This window comes from Neptuniibacter halophilus, from assembly GCF_030295765.1.
Classification (GTDB): domain Bacteria; phylum Pseudomonadota; class Gammaproteobacteria; order Pseudomonadales; family Balneatricaceae; genus Neptuniibacter; species Neptuniibacter halophilus.
Genome location: NZ_AP027292.1, coordinates 1,611,225 through 1,628,338, shown reverse-complemented (window position 1 = coordinate 1,628,338; position 17,114 = coordinate 1,611,225). Strand labels below are relative to the sequence as shown.

15 protein-coding genes are annotated in these 17,114 nt (G+C 54.8%); 3 read left to right on the top strand and 12 right to left on the bottom strand.

What is annotated here, in order from left to right:
- Positions 1–50 precede the first annotated feature (50 nt).
- The 5 genes from phoU to QUD59_RS07530 form a co-directional block, all read right to left on the bottom strand.
- Positions 51–782 carry a phosphate signaling complex protein PhoU gene (phoU, locus tag QUD59_RS07550; protein ID WP_286240585.1) on the bottom strand — a complete coding sequence of 244 codons (732 nt, stop codon included), beginning with the start codon at positions 780–782 and terminating at the stop codon, positions 51–53.
- 20 nt (positions 783–802) lie between these two features.
- Entirely contained in the window at positions 803–1,636 is an 834-nt protein-coding gene (gene pstB, locus QUD59_RS07545) for a phosphate ABC transporter ATP-binding protein PstB (protein ID WP_286240584.1), read from the bottom strand.
- A gap of 33 nt (positions 1,637–1,669) precedes the next feature.
- On the bottom strand, positions 1,670–3,358 hold the full coding sequence (pstA, locus tag QUD59_RS07540) for a phosphate ABC transporter permease PstA (RefSeq protein ID WP_286240583.1): 1,689 nt from the start codon (positions 3,356–3,358) through the stop codon (positions 1,670–1,672).
- Positions 3,359–3,382: 24 nt separating this feature from the next.
- A complete protein-coding gene (locus QUD59_RS07535; protein WP_286240582.1) occupies positions 3,383–5,656 on the bottom strand; it encodes an ABC transporter permease subunit in 2,274 nt (757 codons plus the stop codon).
- A 144-nt stretch (positions 5,657–5,800) separates the two neighbouring features.
- Entirely contained in the window at positions 5,801–6,772 is a 972-nt protein-coding gene (locus tag QUD59_RS07530) for a PstS family phosphate ABC transporter substrate-binding protein (protein WP_286240581.1), read from the bottom strand.
- 260 nt (positions 6,773–7,032) lie between these two features.
- On the opposite strand from QUD59_RS07530, the gene QUD59_RS07525 reads away from it, so the two are divergent.
- Complete coding sequence (locus QUD59_RS07525) at positions 7,033–7,431, top strand: acyl-CoA thioesterase (RefSeq protein ID WP_286240580.1); 399 nt, start codon at positions 7,033–7,035, stop codon at positions 7,429–7,431.
- Here the strand turns inward: QUD59_RS07525 and QUD59_RS07520 are convergent.
- Both QUD59_RS07520 and QUD59_RS07515 read right to left on the bottom strand, forming a co-directional pair.
- Positions 7,428–8,657: a nucleoside recognition domain-containing protein gene (locus QUD59_RS07520; RefSeq protein ID WP_286240579.1), complete on the bottom strand. Its 1,230-nt coding sequence runs from the start codon at positions 8,655–8,657 to the stop codon at positions 7,428–7,430. The genes QUD59_RS07525 and QUD59_RS07520 overlap by 4 nt on opposite strands.
- A gap of 106 nt (positions 8,658–8,763) precedes the next feature.
- Complete coding sequence (locus QUD59_RS07515; RefSeq protein WP_286240578.1) at positions 8,764–9,612, bottom strand: nuclear transport factor 2 family protein; 849 nt, start codon at positions 9,610–9,612, stop codon at positions 8,764–8,766.
- Between the two features lie 138 nt (positions 9,613–9,750).
- Here QUD59_RS07515 and QUD59_RS07510 point away from each other — a divergent pair, with 138 nt between their 5' ends.
- Entirely contained in the window at positions 9,751–10,611 is an 861-nt protein-coding gene (locus QUD59_RS07510; protein WP_286240577.1) for an AraC family transcriptional regulator, read from the top strand.
- Between the two features lie 52 nt (positions 10,612–10,663).
- Positions 10,664–11,962, top strand: coding sequence for a GGDEF domain-containing protein (locus QUD59_RS07505; RefSeq protein WP_286240574.1), 1,299 nt, complete (start codon positions 10,664–10,666; stop codon positions 11,960–11,962).
- Between the two features lie 3 nt (positions 11,963–11,965).
- Here QUD59_RS07505 and QUD59_RS07500 read toward each other — a convergent pair whose 3' ends face one another.
- From QUD59_RS07500 to QUD59_RS07480, 5 genes are all read right to left on the bottom strand, one after another.
- Complete coding sequence (locus tag QUD59_RS07500; protein WP_286240572.1) at positions 11,966–12,316, bottom strand: ribbon-helix-helix domain-containing protein; 351 nt, start codon at positions 12,314–12,316, stop codon at positions 11,966–11,968.
- 87 nt (positions 12,317–12,403) lie between these two features.
- Positions 12,404–12,973, bottom strand: coding sequence for a DJ-1/PfpI family protein (locus QUD59_RS07495; RefSeq protein WP_286240571.1), 570 nt, complete (start codon positions 12,971–12,973; stop codon positions 12,404–12,406).
- A gap of 83 nt (positions 12,974–13,056) precedes the next feature.
- Positions 13,057–13,776: a substrate-binding periplasmic protein gene (locus QUD59_RS07490; RefSeq protein WP_286240570.1), complete on the bottom strand. Its 720-nt coding sequence runs from the start codon at positions 13,774–13,776 to the stop codon at positions 13,057–13,059.
- A 55-nt stretch (positions 13,777–13,831) separates the two neighbouring features.
- Complete coding sequence (gene uvrD, locus QUD59_RS07485) at positions 13,832–16,045, bottom strand: DNA helicase II (RefSeq protein WP_286240568.1); 2,214 nt, start codon at positions 16,043–16,045, stop codon at positions 13,832–13,834.
- 102 nt (positions 16,046–16,147) lie between these two features.
- A complete protein-coding gene (locus QUD59_RS07480) occupies positions 16,148–17,104 on the bottom strand; it encodes a homoserine kinase (RefSeq protein ID WP_286240567.1) in 957 nt (318 codons plus the stop codon).
- Positions 17,105–17,114 lie beyond the last annotated feature (10 nt).

Here is a 17,114-nt window from a genome sequence, read left to right as displayed (position 1 = left end):
AAAAGCAGCCCAACGGGCTGCTTTTTAATAAACCGGCATCAGCGCCTGTTTTATTCGGCGCCTTCTTCCTGAACCGCCTGTTTGATCTGTTTCAGGCTGCCGTGGCGGACATCCGTACCGCTCACCAGATAGATCAGGTGATGTGCCAGAGAACGGGCGTGGTCACCGATACGCTCCAGGCTACGCAGAACCCAGATAACGTTCATAACGCTGGAGATGGAGCGTGGATCTTCCATCATAAAGGTTGCCAGAGAGCGCATCGCAGAGCGGTACTCCTGATCGACCGCTTTGTCACGCTTGGCGACCTGATAAGCCAGTTCGGTATCGTTGCGGGCGAAAGCAGTCAGCACGTCTTTCACCATCTCACGCACCAGATTGCCGATATGACGGACTTCCTGATAGCCGCGGGGAGATTCACCTTCGTCGACCAGCTCAATCGCGTGGCGGCAGATACGGCTGGCTTCGTCGCCCATCCGTTCCAGATTGGTGGTGGAGCGGGAAACCGCGATGATCAGACGCAGGTCGCTGGCCGCAGGCTGGCGACGGGCGATGATCGTGGTGCACTGCTCATCGATCATCAGCTCCATCTCGTTGGTCTGTTTATCGACTTTGCGTGACTGCTCTGCCAGCTCGGCATCACCGTTCAGCAGGGCTTCGATACAGTCGTGTACCTGACGCTCTACCACACCACCCATGGTCAGCAGTTGAGTGCGGATCTGCTCCAGTTCTTCGTTAAACTGTTGAGAAATATGCGTGGAGTAGTTATCTGTATTCAGTTCCATTATCTCAATCCTTCCCCAAATTAACCGTAACGGCCGGTGATGTAGTCTTCAGTCTGTTTCTTCTCAGGGTTGGTGAACAGGGTATCTGTTACACCAAACTCGATCAGATCACCCATGTACATGAAGGCGGTGTAGTCGGAGACTCGTGCGGCCTGCTGCATGTTGTGGGTAACGATAACGATGGTGAAGTCTTTTTTCAGCTCGTGGATCAGTTCCTCGATCTTCAGGGTGGAGATCGGGTCCAGTGCAGAAGCCGGTTCGTCCAGCAGCAGAACTTCAGGCTTGACTGCAATCGTACGGGCGATAACCAGACGCTGCTGCTGACCACCGGACATGCCCAGTGCGCTTTCATGCAGACGATCTTTTACTTCATCCCACAGGGCCGCAGATTTCAGTGCCCACTCAACGGTTTCATCGATGACGCGTTTCTTGGTCACACCCTGAATACGCAGGCCGTAGGCCACGTTTTCGTAGATCGATTTCGGGAAAGGGTTAGGTTTCTGGAACACCATACCCACGCGACGACGCAGCTCTGCAATGTCGACGTTACGGTCGTAGATGTTCTGCTCATCCAGCAGGATCTGGCCGGTGATGTTACAGCCGTCAACCAGATCGTTCATGCGGTTGAAACAGCGCAGGAGTGTGGACTTACCACAACCGGACGGGCCGATGAACGCAGTGACGCGGTTTTTCGGGATATCCAGGTCGATGCCGTGCAGGGCTTCGTTATCGCCGTAGCACAGTTTCAGGTCTTTTACCTTCAGCGCCAGGGTTTCGGTCTCGAGGCTGAGGCTACGGCTGTCTCGCTGCATAGATGAGATATCAATTGCGTGTGTTTTAGCTTCGCTAGTCATTTTAGCAACCTTTTAAATAATTCGGTCCGATAGTTACATTTCAAGCGCTTTGTATTTTTCCCGCAGGTGGTTTCGAATCTGGATAGCTGAAAGGTTCAGCATCGCGATTACGGCCACCAGCAGCAGCGCTGTTGCGTATACCAGCGGACGAGCCGCTTCAACGTTAGGGCTCTGGAAACCCACATCATAGATATGGAAGCCCAGGTGCATAAATTTCTGGTCCAGATGCAGGAACGGATAGTTTCCGTCCAGTGGCAGGCTTGGTGCCAGCTTCACTACACCTACCAGCATCAGAGGGGCTACCTCACCGGCAGCACGGGCGATCGCAAGGATCACACCGGTCATGATTGCCGGGCTGGCCATCGGGATAACAATCTTCATCAGGGTTTCAAACTTGGTCGCACCCAGCGCCAGAGAACCCTCACGAATCGCACGTGGAATACGGGTCAGGCCCTCTTCGGTGGCGACGATGACGACCGGCACGGTAAGCAGCGCCAGCGTGATGGATGCCCACATCAGACCCGGAGTACCAAAGGTGGGTGCCGGTTTAGCTTCCGGGAAGAAGGCATCATCGATATGCCCACCGAGGAAGTAAACAAAGAAACCAAGGCCAAATACACCGTAAACGATGGAAGGGACACCGGCCAGGTTGTTTACCGCGATACGGATAACCCGGGTCACAAAGCCCTGTTTCGCATACTCACGCAGATAAACGGCGGCAACCACACCAAATGGGGTAACCATGACCGACATGATGATAACCATCAGCACGGTACCGTAGATGGCCGGGAAGATACCACCTTCCGTGTTCGCTTCACGCGGATCGGCGCTGAGGAACTCCCAGATTTTGGCAAAGTAGTGGCCGATCTTGCCGACCAGACTCATATCGTTTGGCAGGAAGGCACGTACTACTGAAGCCACCTTGAACTCAACGATCTTGCCGTTGGCGATCTCAGCGGTGATGCTGTCGCGGTTGAATGCGGTGTAAAGATCCAGCAGGTCGCCCTGCAGGCTTTCGTATTCAGCATTCAGTTCAGCGCGGCGATCATCGATCTCCTGATAGCGGCTCTGATCGTTCACCTCTTTCAGTTGCAGCGAACGTTCTTTCAGACGCAGGCGCTCCAGCTCATAGTTGATGGAACCGATACGGTCCTTCTCGATATCAGAGATCTGGTCATGGATCTGCAGGGCACGGTCGATACGGTTCTGGAATTCGTTCCAGAGTGTTTCGTACTCGGCATCTTTTTCAAAGCCCTGGTGGCTGGCCACCTCTTTGCCGTTCTCCTTAATGCTGCGCAGGTAACCGTAGAAGTTACCCCATTCGCGGCGTTCAGCAGCGAACAGCATATTAGGGCGGCTGATCTCTTCGTTGAAGTCATCCAGAATCCAGATAAAGTCAGTGCCACCGTGGTCCCGGTTACCGACTTTCATCAGCACCCGGTCCATCGCTTCAACACCTTCCGGAACCTTTACGCCGGAGTCACGAAGCTGTTCAGCCGGAACCGCTTCCACCTGAACCCGTTCGCCGATAAGGCGGACTTTGTTGTCATTTTCAACGTAGGTTGACTGCACGATATCAGCAGGCCAGAAGTGGCCCAGACCGCGTACCGCGATCAGGCTCAGCAGGCCCACTACCATGATCAGACAGATTGCTACGGCGCCGGCATTCAGCCATACCCAGGGTGCGCCGGATTTCGTCCATTCAGTAAAAGACTGTCGCATTTTCATTAATCCTCAATACGCACGTTACAGGGAGCCGTACTTCTTCCGCAGGCGCTGACGAACCAGCTCTGCCAGCGTGTTCACCATAAAGGTAAACAGGAAGAGGACGAAGGCGGCCAGGAACAGAATACGGAAGTGTGTACTGCCCACTTCGGATTCCGGCATCTCTACCGCAATGTTGGCTGCCAGAGTACGCATACCTTCAAAGATGTTCACATCCATAATCGGGGTGTTACCGGTAGCCATCAGTACGATCATGGTTTCACCCACCGCACGGCCCATACCGATCATCACCGCGGAGAAAATACCCGGGCTGGCGGTTGGCATTACGACGCGAACCAGGGTCTGCCATGGGGTTGCACCCAGTGCCAGAGAGCCGTAAGAGAGGTGCTTAGGCACAGCGAAGATCGCATCTTCCGTAATCGAGAAGATGGTCGGGATCACGGCAAAGCCCATGGCGATACCCACGACCAGAGCATTACGCTGATCGTATGGAATACCCAGCTCCTGGCTGACCCAGTAACGCATTTCAGTGCCAAACAGGGCTTGTTCAATACCCGGCGCAATCGCAAAGCTGAACAGGGTGGCGATAATGATCACTGGTACCAGCAGCGCAGCATCCCAGCCTTCCGGAATCAGGTAACGGATCGCCTTAGGTGCACAGGACCAGGCATAGGCGAAGGCGATGATCGCGGCGGGCAGGAACAGCAGGGTGACAAAAATACCTGCCAGATTCACTTCCATGAACGGTGCCAGCCAGAGACCGGCGAGGAAACCCAGAATCACGGTAGGCAGGGCTTCCATCAGCTCGATAAACGGCTTCACCTTACGGCGCATAGCCGGAACCATGAAGTAAGCGGTGTAGATCGCACCACAGATCGCCAGCGGTGTACCCAGCAGCATTGCGTAGAAGGCTGCTTTCAGCGTACCGAATGCCAGAGGCATCAGGCTGTATTTAGGCTCGAAGTCATTGGTGGAAGCGGAAGACTGCCAGGTAAATTCAGGCTCCTGATAGCCTTCATACCAAACCTTCTCCCAGATCGCACTCCAGGAAATTTCCGGATGCTCGTTATCAACCTTCCACAGGGACAGTTCATTATTCTGCTCTACCAGCAGGGCGTTGGAGCGGGGTGCCAGGGCGATCATATCGACATTACCCTGAGCAACCGCTGCACTCAGCGAGTTACGCGCTGCGGTGGTGCTGTAGAATGCAAGGTGACCGGTTTCATCGATCGCAACAAAGCCTTTACGGCGATGCTCGATAGCAATGCCACTGACCGGGGAGCTGCCGTCAGCAAAGCTGCGGATCTTGGTCATCTGCCACTGGTTCTGATCATCACGTACCAGGAACCACTGTGATGTGATGCCTTTGTTATCGGAGATCAGCAGGGAGTTGCCGCCCAGCAGCAATTCAAATGAGGTGATCTTACCCTGAGTCACGTCCAGAAGCTGGGTCAGTGTCGGGCCACCTTCTGCCTGCATATCAACGATACCCAGTTTGCTGCCTTCGCTGGCGATCATCATCCAGCGACGGTCCGGCATCAGCAGAACTTTACGCGCTTTGATGTTCATGTCAGGCAGTGCGGAACTGCTGCTGTCTGCCATGACTTCATCGGTAATCAGGTTAACTGACAGACTGATATCAGTCGCAGTCAGTTTAGAGTTCTGACCGGCAATCAGGGTCCAGTTCTCTTCACCACCGTTCAGTGCCAATACGGTAACCGGACCATCGCTGACCTGAATCAGCTCAGCACCCAGCGGGTACTCAAGGCCCGGAGTGATTACACGCACGCCATTCGGGTAAGTGGATTTGTAAGCCTGTTTGAAGACCTGAGCCTGACCGTTACTGTAGCCCAGAGCAAAGATGCCGCTGTACTCGGAAGCCAGTGCAAAACTGGTGACTGTTGCACCTTCAGGCAGATCCGCGCTGTAGCTTGAGATCACTTCGCCGTTACGGTTATTAAAGAAGAACATCTCACCCTGATCGGTGACACGCAGGCCGATCTCAGCCTGTTCTTCCATCGTCAGATAGAGGGTTTTGCCCTCACCGGGAACGGGGTAGGGGGCAACCTGCTGTTCATTGTCCTGCCAGCGCTCAATGCTGGCAGACTCAAACAGTGGAGCTACTTCATAAAGCAGATAGAAGAAGATCAACAGAATCGCAACAATAACGCTGATACCACCAAAGGCGATGCCAACTGAGGCAAGCTTATCCTTCAGTGCGCGAATATTTCTGTGACGTTTAGCCGCTGGTGTATCGAAATCCAGTTCGGTCGACGCTGAATTATTGGTACTCATGGCACAGGGGTCCTGAGGTTAACTTAATTTACGGCGCGTACAATATTAAAAGTTTGTTACACCATTGTTACACAGGGTGCTGAAAACGAAACAAGGGGGCCAAAAGGCCCCCTTGTTCAGCGTTAGCTTTTTCTGTGGCGTGTATTACATGCCCAGAGCAGCCATCTGCTTCTTAACTACTGCAGCAGGCAGTGGGATGTAGCCGTCTTTAACAACCACTTCCTGACCTACTTTAGACATAACCATCTTCAGGAACTCTTTCTCCAGAGGAGGCAGAGGCTGACCAGGCTTCTTGTTCACGTAAACGTACAGGGAACGAGCCAGCGGGTAAGTGCCGTTCAGTGCGTTTTCAGGTGTTGCAGCAACGAACGCAGTACCTTCTTTCTTAGTCAGAGGCAGAGCGCGTACGGAAGCGGTTTTGTAACCGATACCGGAGTAGCCGATGCCGTTCAGAGAAGTCGATACAGACTGTACTACAGATGCAGAACCTGGCTGTTCGTTAACGTTGTTTTTGAAGTCGCCTTTACACAGGGCTTTCTTCTTGAAGTAGCCGTAAGTACCGGATACGGAGTTACGACCGAACAACTGGATGCTCTTGTCAGCCAGTGCACCGCTTACACCTGCATCGCCCCAGGTAGTGATATCGCCAGCAGCGCCACACTTACGAGTAGAGGAGAAGATCGCATCAACCTGAGCGATAGTCAGACCTTCAACCGGGTTGTCTTTGTGTGCGAAAACCGCCAGAGCGTCGATTGCAACCGCAACCGGAGTTGGCTTGTAGCCGAATTTTTTCTCAAACGCTTCGATCTCTTTGTCTTTCATCTTACGAGACATAGGACCTACGTTAGAAGTACCTTCAGTCAGTGCTGGTGGCGCAGTAGAAGAACCCGCAGCCTGAATCTGAATGTTTACGTTAGGGTAGCTGCGCTTGAACTCTTCTGCCCACAGGGTCATCAGGTTAGCCAGAGTGTCAGAACCTACAGAAGACAGGTTACCAGAAACACCGGAAGCCTTAGCGTATACAGGCAGGTCTTTGTCCAGCAGGTCAGATGCGTTTGCAGCGACACAAGTTGCGGAGATAGCAACAGCAGCCAGCAGCTTTTTCATTGGTTTCATGTAGAGCTCCAGAGAGTCTTAAAATAGTGTGTGAGTTAAGATGGCCCTGACTATAGGCGGCTTTAATGACAAAAATGTGACAGATGAAGTTTTTATCTTACGTCTGTAAACATGACTGTGGGTTTGCTTGTCTAATACATTGGTATAAGCTGCGGCTCTATAATAATTATCAGGGAAGCCTGCTGCAGGCCGCTGCCGTACAGTGGTTTCCTTCTCTTTGTTTCAGGCCAATGCCTGATTTACCTGTTTGGGTCCGATGAATGAGTAAAGATAGCAACAACCTTCAGCCAGAGGGCGAGCTCAGTCTGCTGCTTCCGGCTAACAGTGATGCCACTAATATGTTCGGTGATGTTTATGGTGGCTGGGTATCGGCGAAAATGGTCCAGGCGGCTGAACTGTTTTCCGCCAAACTTTCGCGGGGACGGGTGTCTACGGTTTCCATCGGCCAGATGGCCTTTATGGCACCGGTGATGGAAGGTACGGTGATGTCTTTCTACACCCGGTTGCTGGAGTCCGGCAGAAGTTCGATCCGGGTTAAAGTGGAAGCCTGGGGGTGCTGCCCGGATGGCAGTGAACTGCGTAAGGTGACCGAGACTGAATGTGTTCAGGTGGCGATTGATGGCCACGGCCATATCCGCGATCTGGCGGCTTTCGACTAAGCGAAAAACCAGTAACCCACCAGAATTGCGGCGATAATACCCGCCAGATCCGCACTCAGACCACAGACAATGGCGTGGCGGGTGTGGCGGATGCCCACTGAACCGAAATAGACCGCCAGCACGTAAAACGTGGTTTCGGTCGACCCCTGAATGATCGAAGCCAGATAAGCCGGGAACGAATCCACACCGTGGTTGTTCATGGTTTCGAGCATCATCGCCCGTGCGCCGGAGCCGGAGAATGGCTTCATAATGGCGGTTGGCAGGGCATCGGCAAAACGTGTGTCGAGCCCGAAAAGCCCTATCCCTTCCCGCAGCAGCCAGACAAACCCTTCCAGTGCACCGCTGGCACGCAGTACGCCGATGGCGACCAGCATGGCCAGCAGGTAGGGGATGATGCTGATCGCGACCTCAAATCCCTGTTTAGCACCTTCAATAAAACTGTCGTAAACGTTGACGCCTTTGCGGTGGGCGATCCAGAGGAAACTGATAATGACGCTGAAAATCAGCAGGTTTCCCAGCAGGGATGACTGGCGTTGCAGCTCTTCCATACCCAGACTGCTGAAATAGCCGATCAGCGCCAGCAGGAGGGCAATAAAGCCACCGATGTAGAGCAGCACAACCCGTTGCAGGAGATTAATCTTCTGCACCAGACTAACCGCCAGTAAACCGACCAGCGTTGAGCAGCTCGTGGCGATCAGGATCGGCAGAAAAACCGAGGTGGGCTCTGCGGCGCCCTGTTGCGCGCGGTAGAGAAACACGGTGATCGGAAACAGCGTGACTGACGAGGTATTCAGTACCAGAAACAGGATCTGGGCGTTACTCGCCGTATCTTTTTGCGGGTTCAGGGTTTGCAGGTCCTGCATCGCTTTCAGGCCCAGCGGTGTGGCGGCGTTGTCGAGACCGAGCAGGTTGGCTGACAGATTCATGGTCATGGAGCCCATGGCCGGATGGCCGGCAGGCACCTCAGGCATCAGCCGGCTGAACAGGGGGCTGATGGCACGGGAAAACTTGTCCACCAGCCCGGATTGTTCTGCCAGTTTCATCATACCGAGCCAGAAGGCGAGGGTGCCAATGAGGCCAATCGCCAGCTCAACGGTCAGCTTCGACATATCAAAGGTGGCCTGAACCATCTGCTGAAACACAGCAGAGTGATCCAGCCAGAGCCACTGGTAGAGACCGGCAGCAAAGGCGCAGAGAAAAAAACCAAGCCAGATTCGGTGCAGCATGAGGTCCCTTAATGTTCTGTGATCCGGTGTGGACTGCACCATCATAGCAAGGTTCGCCGGGTTTGGGAGTCAGTGATCGGTGACCCCGCCCCCGGAAATGCGCGCTTCAGAACTTACCGTTCGTGTTCTTCCACTCGGCCTGTGGCGGAATGGTTTCGATGGTATCCCAGTGCTCGACGATTTTGCCGTCTGCAACCCGGAACAGATCGTAGTAGGCGGTATGTTCCCCGCCAAAGCGGCCTTCACTGACCGCGAGTACAAAGTTACCTTCGCCCAGCAGCAGGTGAATCTTGTCATATTCAAGCCGGATGTCCTGCTTAGCGAGTGCTTCCAGCGCAGTGCCCAATCCGGACAGGCCGTCGCCGATCATCGGGTTGTGCTGCAGATAGTGGTCACCCGCGAAGAAGCTGGCCATTTTTTCATACTGCTGGCCGATCAATACGTCGCTGACAAATTGCCTGACCAGCGCTTTATTCTGCTCTGTTTTATCCAGATCGGTCAGTTCGGTGGCTCCGTCGATCATGCTGCGACCGCTGGGGTTCAGATGTTCCGGTGTTTCCTGAAGGTTGTCCCAGTGTTCAACGATCAGACCGTTCTCGAAACGGAAGATATCAAAACCGATCTTTGGTCCGAAGAAATCATATTCGGTATGGGTAAACACATAGTCGCCATCCTGAAATGCCCGTCGGGTGTCTGCACGGGCCGAGCCGGGTGGCAGCGCCTGTAACAGGCTGGCAAAGCCTGCAAGCCCGTCAGCTACCGCCAGATTATGCTGTATATACTGTTCAGGATTGATCACCGCTGCGGGTGCCGGATCGCCCGTTTCGATACTTTTCAGCAGCTCAACGACCTGCTGGCGCGGGCTCAGATCCGCAGTGCCTGCGGTGGCGAGGGGGGTGATTAACGTCAGGCTGGCCAGTGCTGAGGCCAGAATGGATTTTGTTTTCAGTGTCATCAGAGTTGTCCTCGTAAAGGTAAAAATCAACTACTGGATTTGTTGCTACCAGGTTGTTTATAGTAATTTTCCAGATTAAATTGAGGGTTAACGAGGTCGGCTTTAAGCAAAGAAAGGTAGAAATCGAGCGTTTTCTGAATGAGCAAAGAAACAATACGGAATACCGCATTTACTCACCCGCAGTTGATGGAGCTGGGCATTGAGCTGCTGTCGTGGACTCAGCTACAACCGAAACTGGCGCAGGGGCCGGAAAGGGTCGAGTTCTATATGCTGTTGCTGGTGACCTCCGGCCGGGGGCGGCATAAGCTAGACTTTATTGACCATGAACTGCACCCCGGCAGTTTACTGTTTCTGCGCCCCGGTCAGGTGCAGGAGTGGCAGTCTGAGTCGGCATTAGAGGCCGGGATTATCCTGATCGAACCGTCGGCGTTGCCCCAGGCTGAGTTATCAGCCGCTGCCGGGGATGGGCTGGCGCTGTTGCACTGGCCCAACTTCATTGGCCTGGGGGTGCAGGCATTTCAGGAGATCGGTGAGGGATTTGCAGCGCTGCAGCGCGACTTTGACCGGTTTTCAGGCAAGCCGCTGGATATGGCGCTTATCCGTCAGCAGTTGCTGTGTCTGCTGATCCGGGTGGCCCGGTTGCAACAGGGGCAGCAACATCCGCTCAGTGACCGTTCAGGCAAAACCTATCGTCGGTTTCGGGATCTTTTGGAGCAACACTACGCCGAGGCGCATCAGTTGAGTTTTTATGCGTCGCGTCTGGGGTATGCCGAGAGTACGCTGAGTCGGGCCTGCCTGCGTGCCGAAGGACGGTCGGCCAAGGTGGTGATTGACCGGCGTATTGCGCTGGAGGCGAAACGGCTGCTGGCCCATAGCCGTGCCAGTGTCGGTGAGATCGGGTTAACGCTGGGTTTCACTGAAACCACGAATTTCAGCAAATTTTTTCGCCGGCTGGAGGGCATAACCCCACAGGCTTTCCGTCAGCAGCGACTGGCGTAGACAGTTGTCGCTAACTCGGATAATTTTAGAACAAAGTTTCAGGAAGTAGTTTATGTCGTCTGAATATGCTCATCTGGTCCACATCTGCAGTCATGATGAGCTGGCTCTGTATGATCTGATCCCGGATGTGGTCTGGGTATTTGATCTGGATAAACACGGCTGGTGGTGGGGTAATGCTGCGGCTGTGAAGTTCTGGGGGCTGAATTCTCTGCAGGAGCTTATCGATAAAGACCTCTCGGGTGACACTCAGGGGGCCCGTGAACGTACAGTACAGACCTTTGAACTGGCGGCGAAAAACGGCCTGACGATCGATCCCTGGACGACCTACCCGAACGGTAAACCGAAAACCCTGTTTATGCGCCATCGTGCGTGCCTGCTGGGGCCGGAAAAACACCGTGGTATCATCGCCTATATAAATGAAGAGGTAAATCTGGGGGATACGCCGGAAAACCTGCTGCTGGTGGAAGCGATGCGTTATACCAGCGTGATGGTAACCAGCTTTACCTTTAGTGGTGATGTGATCGTCGAAAACCCGGCTGCGACCGAGGCCTACAAGCACCTGCAACACAGTGCCACGGCCGCGGAGGATTCTCCGTTCAGCCTGCGCTTTGCCGATCCTGCTGAAGGGCGAGCGTGTCTGGAGCAGGCGGTGGCTGAGAAAGGCGGGCGCTGGACCTATCCGATGCGAACGACTCAGGGAGAGCGCAGACACACGCTGGATATTCGTATGACCCGTCACCCGTTAAGCGGTGAGTTTCTGATTCTGATGGCAGAGTATGATGTTACTGAGCTGCATCAGGCGCTGGATAAAGCAGAACAGGTACAGGGGGAGTTGCGACGGATGGCGCATTATGATGCGTTGACCGGCCTGCCAACCCTGTATTTTCTGCTGGAAAGCGCACCGATGTTTATGGCCTCTGCCGAACGCAACCGGGAGCAGGTTGCGGTGCTGTTTATCGATCTGGATGGTTTTAAAACGGTGAATGATAGCTGGGGTCACTCGGTGGGCGACCGGGTACTGATTGAAGCTGCAGCGAGAATCAATGGCGTGATGAGGCGCTCTGATCAGGCCGCCCGGATCGGCGGTGATGAGTTCGTGGCGATGCTGGCCGGGATTCATCAGCCGGAAGATGCCGCAGAGGTGGCGCAGAAACTGATCAGTTCACTGGAGCAGCCGATTCTGATTGAGTGTGAAGAGCGGGGGCGGATAGAGGCGCGGATCAGTGCCAGTATCGGTATTGCTTTCTGTCCGCAGCATGGCGGTGATCTGGAACAGTTAATCAAGGTGGCGGATGCCGCCATGTATCAGGTCAAACATCAGGGTAAAGGCAGCTTTACCTTTGCACCCTGACCCTCAGTGACGTGTGCCCTGTTCTTTTTTCAGAATCTCAGAGGCATCAAGATCGGCAATCGGATAGCGCTCATTAACCGGGATATCGCCGCTTAACTGCAATGCCAGATAGCGCATGCAACACACCCGCAGAAACGAGGTGAAGTTGCCCAGATCATGTCCTGCATCGATAGACTCATGGTAGAGCCGGGTCAGCATCTGCGGGATATTCATCTCATCGCGTCGGGCGATGCTTTCCAGCGTACTCCAGAAATAGTTTTCCAGCCGCACGCTGGTCACCATGCCGTCTATACGGATTGAGCGGGTGCTGCTGTGCCAGAGTGACGGCTCTGCGTTGATAAACAGTTTGCACATAGGGATTCTCTGCTCTTTTCGGCCAATCGTTCGAGTATAGCGGTGAATGACGAGCAGGGCCCGGTCATCCACCCTGATCCTGTGTGATCAGCTATTCAGCAAGGCCATAAACTGTGCCAGCCAGGCGGGGTGAGCAGGCCAGGCCGGCGCGGTGACCAGATTGCCATCGGTAATGGCGGCATCAATCGCAATCTCGGCGTACTGTCCACCGGACTGGACCACCTCGGGCATACAGGCCGGGTAAGCGGAGCACTGTTTACCTTCCAGCACGCCGGCGGCACTGAGAAGCTGTGCGCCGTGGCAGATCGCCGCTACCGGTTTGTTGGCGGTAAAGAAGTGGCGCACCATGGCCAGCACTTCCTGATTCAGTCGCAGATACTCCGGGGCACGGCCGCCGGGGATGACCAGCGCATCGTAATCAGCCGGATCAATTTCACTGAAACTGGCGTTGAGGGTGAAGTTGTGCCCCGGCTTTTCGCTGTAGGTCTGGGCACCTTCAAAATCATGGATGGCGGTGGCAACGGTATCACCGCTGGCTTTGTCGGGGCAGACCGCGTCGACCTGATGCCCGACCGCCAGCAGGGTCTGGAACGGCACCATGGTTTCATAGTCTTCGGTGTAATCGCCGGTAATCATCAGTATTTTTTTATTATTCATTACGCTACTCCAGTGGGTTGTGACTGTCTGCACAACTTAACAGCGGTGGCTTGCGGAGTGGTATTAGGCGATTACTACAAGGGTTATTCGATGTGATTCAGATAGCGGTTGACGATCCGGTCCCGCTCACCGGAGCGGATCAATTCGCTGATGGCCCGGTTGATCGGTTCAACCAGATCTATGCGATCGCGATGAATGCGGATATGCAGGCTGGCCTGATCGTGCACCGGCCCCGGGGTCAGGAGCAGATTCTCTTCGGCGGCGAGAAAGATATCCTGATTGATGATGCCGACATCGGCCCGGCTCAGGCTGAGGGCCTGCATCAGTGCGCGTTCATTATGGTAGTCGATCCGTTCACCAAAATATTCCTCACCCCGATAGTCAAAACCTCGCACCGTGGCGACCCGCTTATCGCTCAGATGGGAGAGGCGTTCGATCGGAAAGGTCTGATTCAGAGGAAAAACAAAGATATCCCGGGTCCAGTAGAACGGCTGACTGAAGATCTGTACCTCCTGTTCCTGCGGGCGCTGGCGCCATGCCGGGTTCGCGCAGCAGGAGATGCTGAAGTGGTTCTGTTCGAAGCCCATACGTCGCCGCAGCGGCGGTACCGGAATCAGTTTAGGTTGCAGCCCGGCCCGTTTCAGAATTGCCCGTAGCAGATCCGGGTAGATGCCGTGGGGCTCACCATCAATCAGCATTGCGGTCGGTGGGCGGTGCTGGTCGTAGGTGGGAACCTGAATGGTTTCCCCGGCGAGGGCCGAAGCACACCAGACCAGCAGAGCCGTTATAAGCCATTTATACATATTCAAGTCATCAGCAGAGCGGTTTACACCTGTGCTTATTATAGGCAAACCGGGGTTATAGCGGCACCAGATTAGCAAACCCGACCACCAGCCATTTACTGCCTTCATAGTCGAAGTTGATCTGCACCCGGGCTTTATTGCCGGAGCCTTCAAAGTTAAGCACGGTGCCTTCGCCAAACTTGCTGTGCAGCACGCGCTGGCCCAACGCCAGATTGGTTTCCGGCACATCGCTGTTACTCAGCGAGCTGCTGCCGAACAGGCTGCTGCCCTGAGGTTCGTTGTAGCGGCTGGTCATGGGACGGCTGACGCTGGCGTTGAGGCGAACCTCTTCCATCAGCTCAGGTGGAATCTCGGCGATAAACCGGGAGGGCCGGTTATAGTTGTCCTGACCGTGCAGGCGACGGGATTCGGCATAGGTGATAAACAGCTTCTGCATGGCGCGGGTGATCCCCACGTAGCAGAGGCGGCGTTCCTCCTCCAGCCGGCCCGGCTCCTCGATGGACATTTTGTGCGGGAACAGCCCCTCTTCAACGCCGGCAAGGAAAACCTGTGGGAACTCCAGACCTTTGGCCGAATGCAGGGTCATTAACTGTACGCTGTCCTGATATTCGTCGGCCTGGGCATCGCCGGCATCCAGCGCGGCCTGATCGAGGAATGCAGAAAGCGGGGAATTAAACTCCTCATCGAGAAACTCGTCCCACTGGCTGTTGAACTGTTTGGCAGCGGTGACCAGTTCCTCAAGGTTTTCGATCCGGGACTGGGCTTTTTCGCCTTTCTCTTTTTTATGGTGCTCGATCAGCCCGGAGTGCTGAATCACATGCTCGGCTTGTTCGTGCAGCAGGGTGTCTTCGGTGTCCTGAGCCATCTGATTGATCAGGTCAAGGAACGCCTGCAGTGCATTGCTGGCGCGGGCAGGCAGACGCTTCAGCTCAACGATCTCGTTACTGGCGCGCCACATGGAGATGCCCTGACTGCGGGCGTGTTCACGAATCAGATCGATGGTGCGGGTGCCGATGCCCCGGGTCGGAACGTTGATCACCCGCTCCATGGAGGTGTCGTCATCACGGTTGCTGAGCAGACGCAGGTAGGCCAGCGCATTTTTAATCTCAAGACGTTCATAGAAGCGTTGTCCGCCGTAGATCCGATAGGGAACGCCACTCCGAATCAGGGCTTCCTCGAGTACACGGGACTGGGCGTTGGAGCGGTAGAGGATGGCGCACTCGCGGCGCAGATTACCGTCCTGAACCCATTTGCCGATCTGATCGACAATAAAGCGGGCTTCGTCCTGTTCATTAAAGGCTGCATAGAGGGAGATCGGTTCGCCTTCACCGGCATCGGTGTGCAGTTCCTTACCCAGACGTCCCTGGTTATTGCGGATCACTTCGTTGGCGGCACGCAGGATGGTTTCAGTGGAGCGGTAGTTCTGCTCCAGCTTGATGGTTTCCGTGCCCGGGAAGTGAGTATTCAGGTTCTGAATATTTTCGATCTTGGCGCCACGCCAGCCATAGATTGACTGGTCATCATCACCCACCGCCATCAGTTTCTGCTGGCCACCGCAAAGCAACTGAAGCCAGGCGTACTGGATGCTGTTGGTATCCTGAAACTCGTCCACCAGAATGTAACGGAAACGCTCCTGATAGTGGCTCAGCAGAGCCGGGTTTTTATCCCGGAACAGCTCCAGTGAACGCAGCAGCAACTCGCCGAAGTCGATCATACCACCCCGTTCACAGGCCTGCTCATAGGCTTCATACATAGCGAGCATCTGGCGGTCGTTAAGGTCGTGGCGAGGCTCGATATGCTTAGCCCGCAGACCTTCGTCTTTTTTGTCGTTGATGTACCACTGGAACTGACGGGCCGGCCAGCGTTTGTCATCCAGATTCATCTCTTTGGCCAGACGTTTGATCAGACGCAACTGATCATCGCTGTCCATGATCTGGAAATTCTCCGCCAGACCCGCATCCTGCCAGTGTGCCCGCAGCAACCGGTGCGCCAGACCGTGGAACGTGCCTACCCACATCCCCTGAGGGTTGAGCCCCAGCAGATCCTCAATTCGACCGCGCATCTCCTTGGCTGCTTTGTTGGTAAAGGTCACCGCCATAATGGAGTAAGGGGAGATACCCTCGGTCTGAATCAGCCAGGCGATACGGTGCACCAGTACGCGGGTCTTACCGGAACCGGCGCCTGCCAGAACCAGCAGGTTCTGTACCGGGGCGGTGACGGCGCTGCGCTGCGCATCGTTCAGGGAATCGATAATGTGGGTTACGTCCATGGCTGCTCTTTCATTTACTGTATAAATAATCAGTTGAGGATTATAACGGCTGGAACGGGAAGAGGGCAGTGTTGATTTACGGCCTCTTCCCCGGGGGTGAGATCAGGGCAGGGTGCCCGGATGTTCGCGGCGATAAAGCAGAATCCGTTTCAGTTCGTCCGGATCTTTCAGTTTCTGTTCGCTGTGTTCATCCAGCCACGGAATCAGGCGTGACAGCCAGAAGCGCATGGCTGCGCTGCGGGCCAGAATCGGCCAGGCGGTATATTCATCCTGCGTGTACGGGCGGACGGCACCATACGCTTCCAGCAGAGCCTGCTCCCGTTTGCTGTCGATAGAGCCGTCGGGATTACAGCACCAGTCATTGGCAACAATGGCCAGATCAAATAGCTGATAGGCGGTGGCAGCATTGTACAGATCGAGTACGGCGCTGACTTCGGTGCCCTGAAACAGTACGTTGTCGTGGAACAGGTCACCGTGGATGGTACCCAGTTTGATATCACCGGGTCGGGCACGCAACTGGTCGAATGCAGCCACCTCTTCGCGCAGCAGTGCCGCATCGGCAACCGGCAGTTTATCCGCGATCAGTTCGCTTTCCCGCCGCCACCAGAAAACACCACGGTGGGCCTGACGCTTCATATAAAAGCTTTCGGCAGCGCTATGAAAACGGGCCAGCACTTGACCGATAGAGGCGCAGTGGGCGGGAGTCAGTTCATCTTGCTGAACATGGTCGCCAAACAGTCTCGGCTGCAATGCCGCCGGGCGCTGTTTCAGCTTTTTCAGGCCAATGCCGTTGCGATCCCGGATCGCATAGGGCACGGCGATCTCTCGCTCAGAAAGCCACTGGCAGAGTTCGATAAAGTAGGGCAGCTCTTCGTAGCTGAGCTCTTCGAACAAAGTGAGTACATACTCACTCTGTTTTCCCTGTTGCTCAAGGGTGACAAAGTAGTTGGTATTCTCAATACCGCCTTCGATACCTTTAAAACTGACCAGCCGGCCGAGATCGTAATCGGACAGAAGCTGTTCCAGGTCGCTTTGGGTAAGTTGTGTATAAACGGCCAAGGGGGGTACT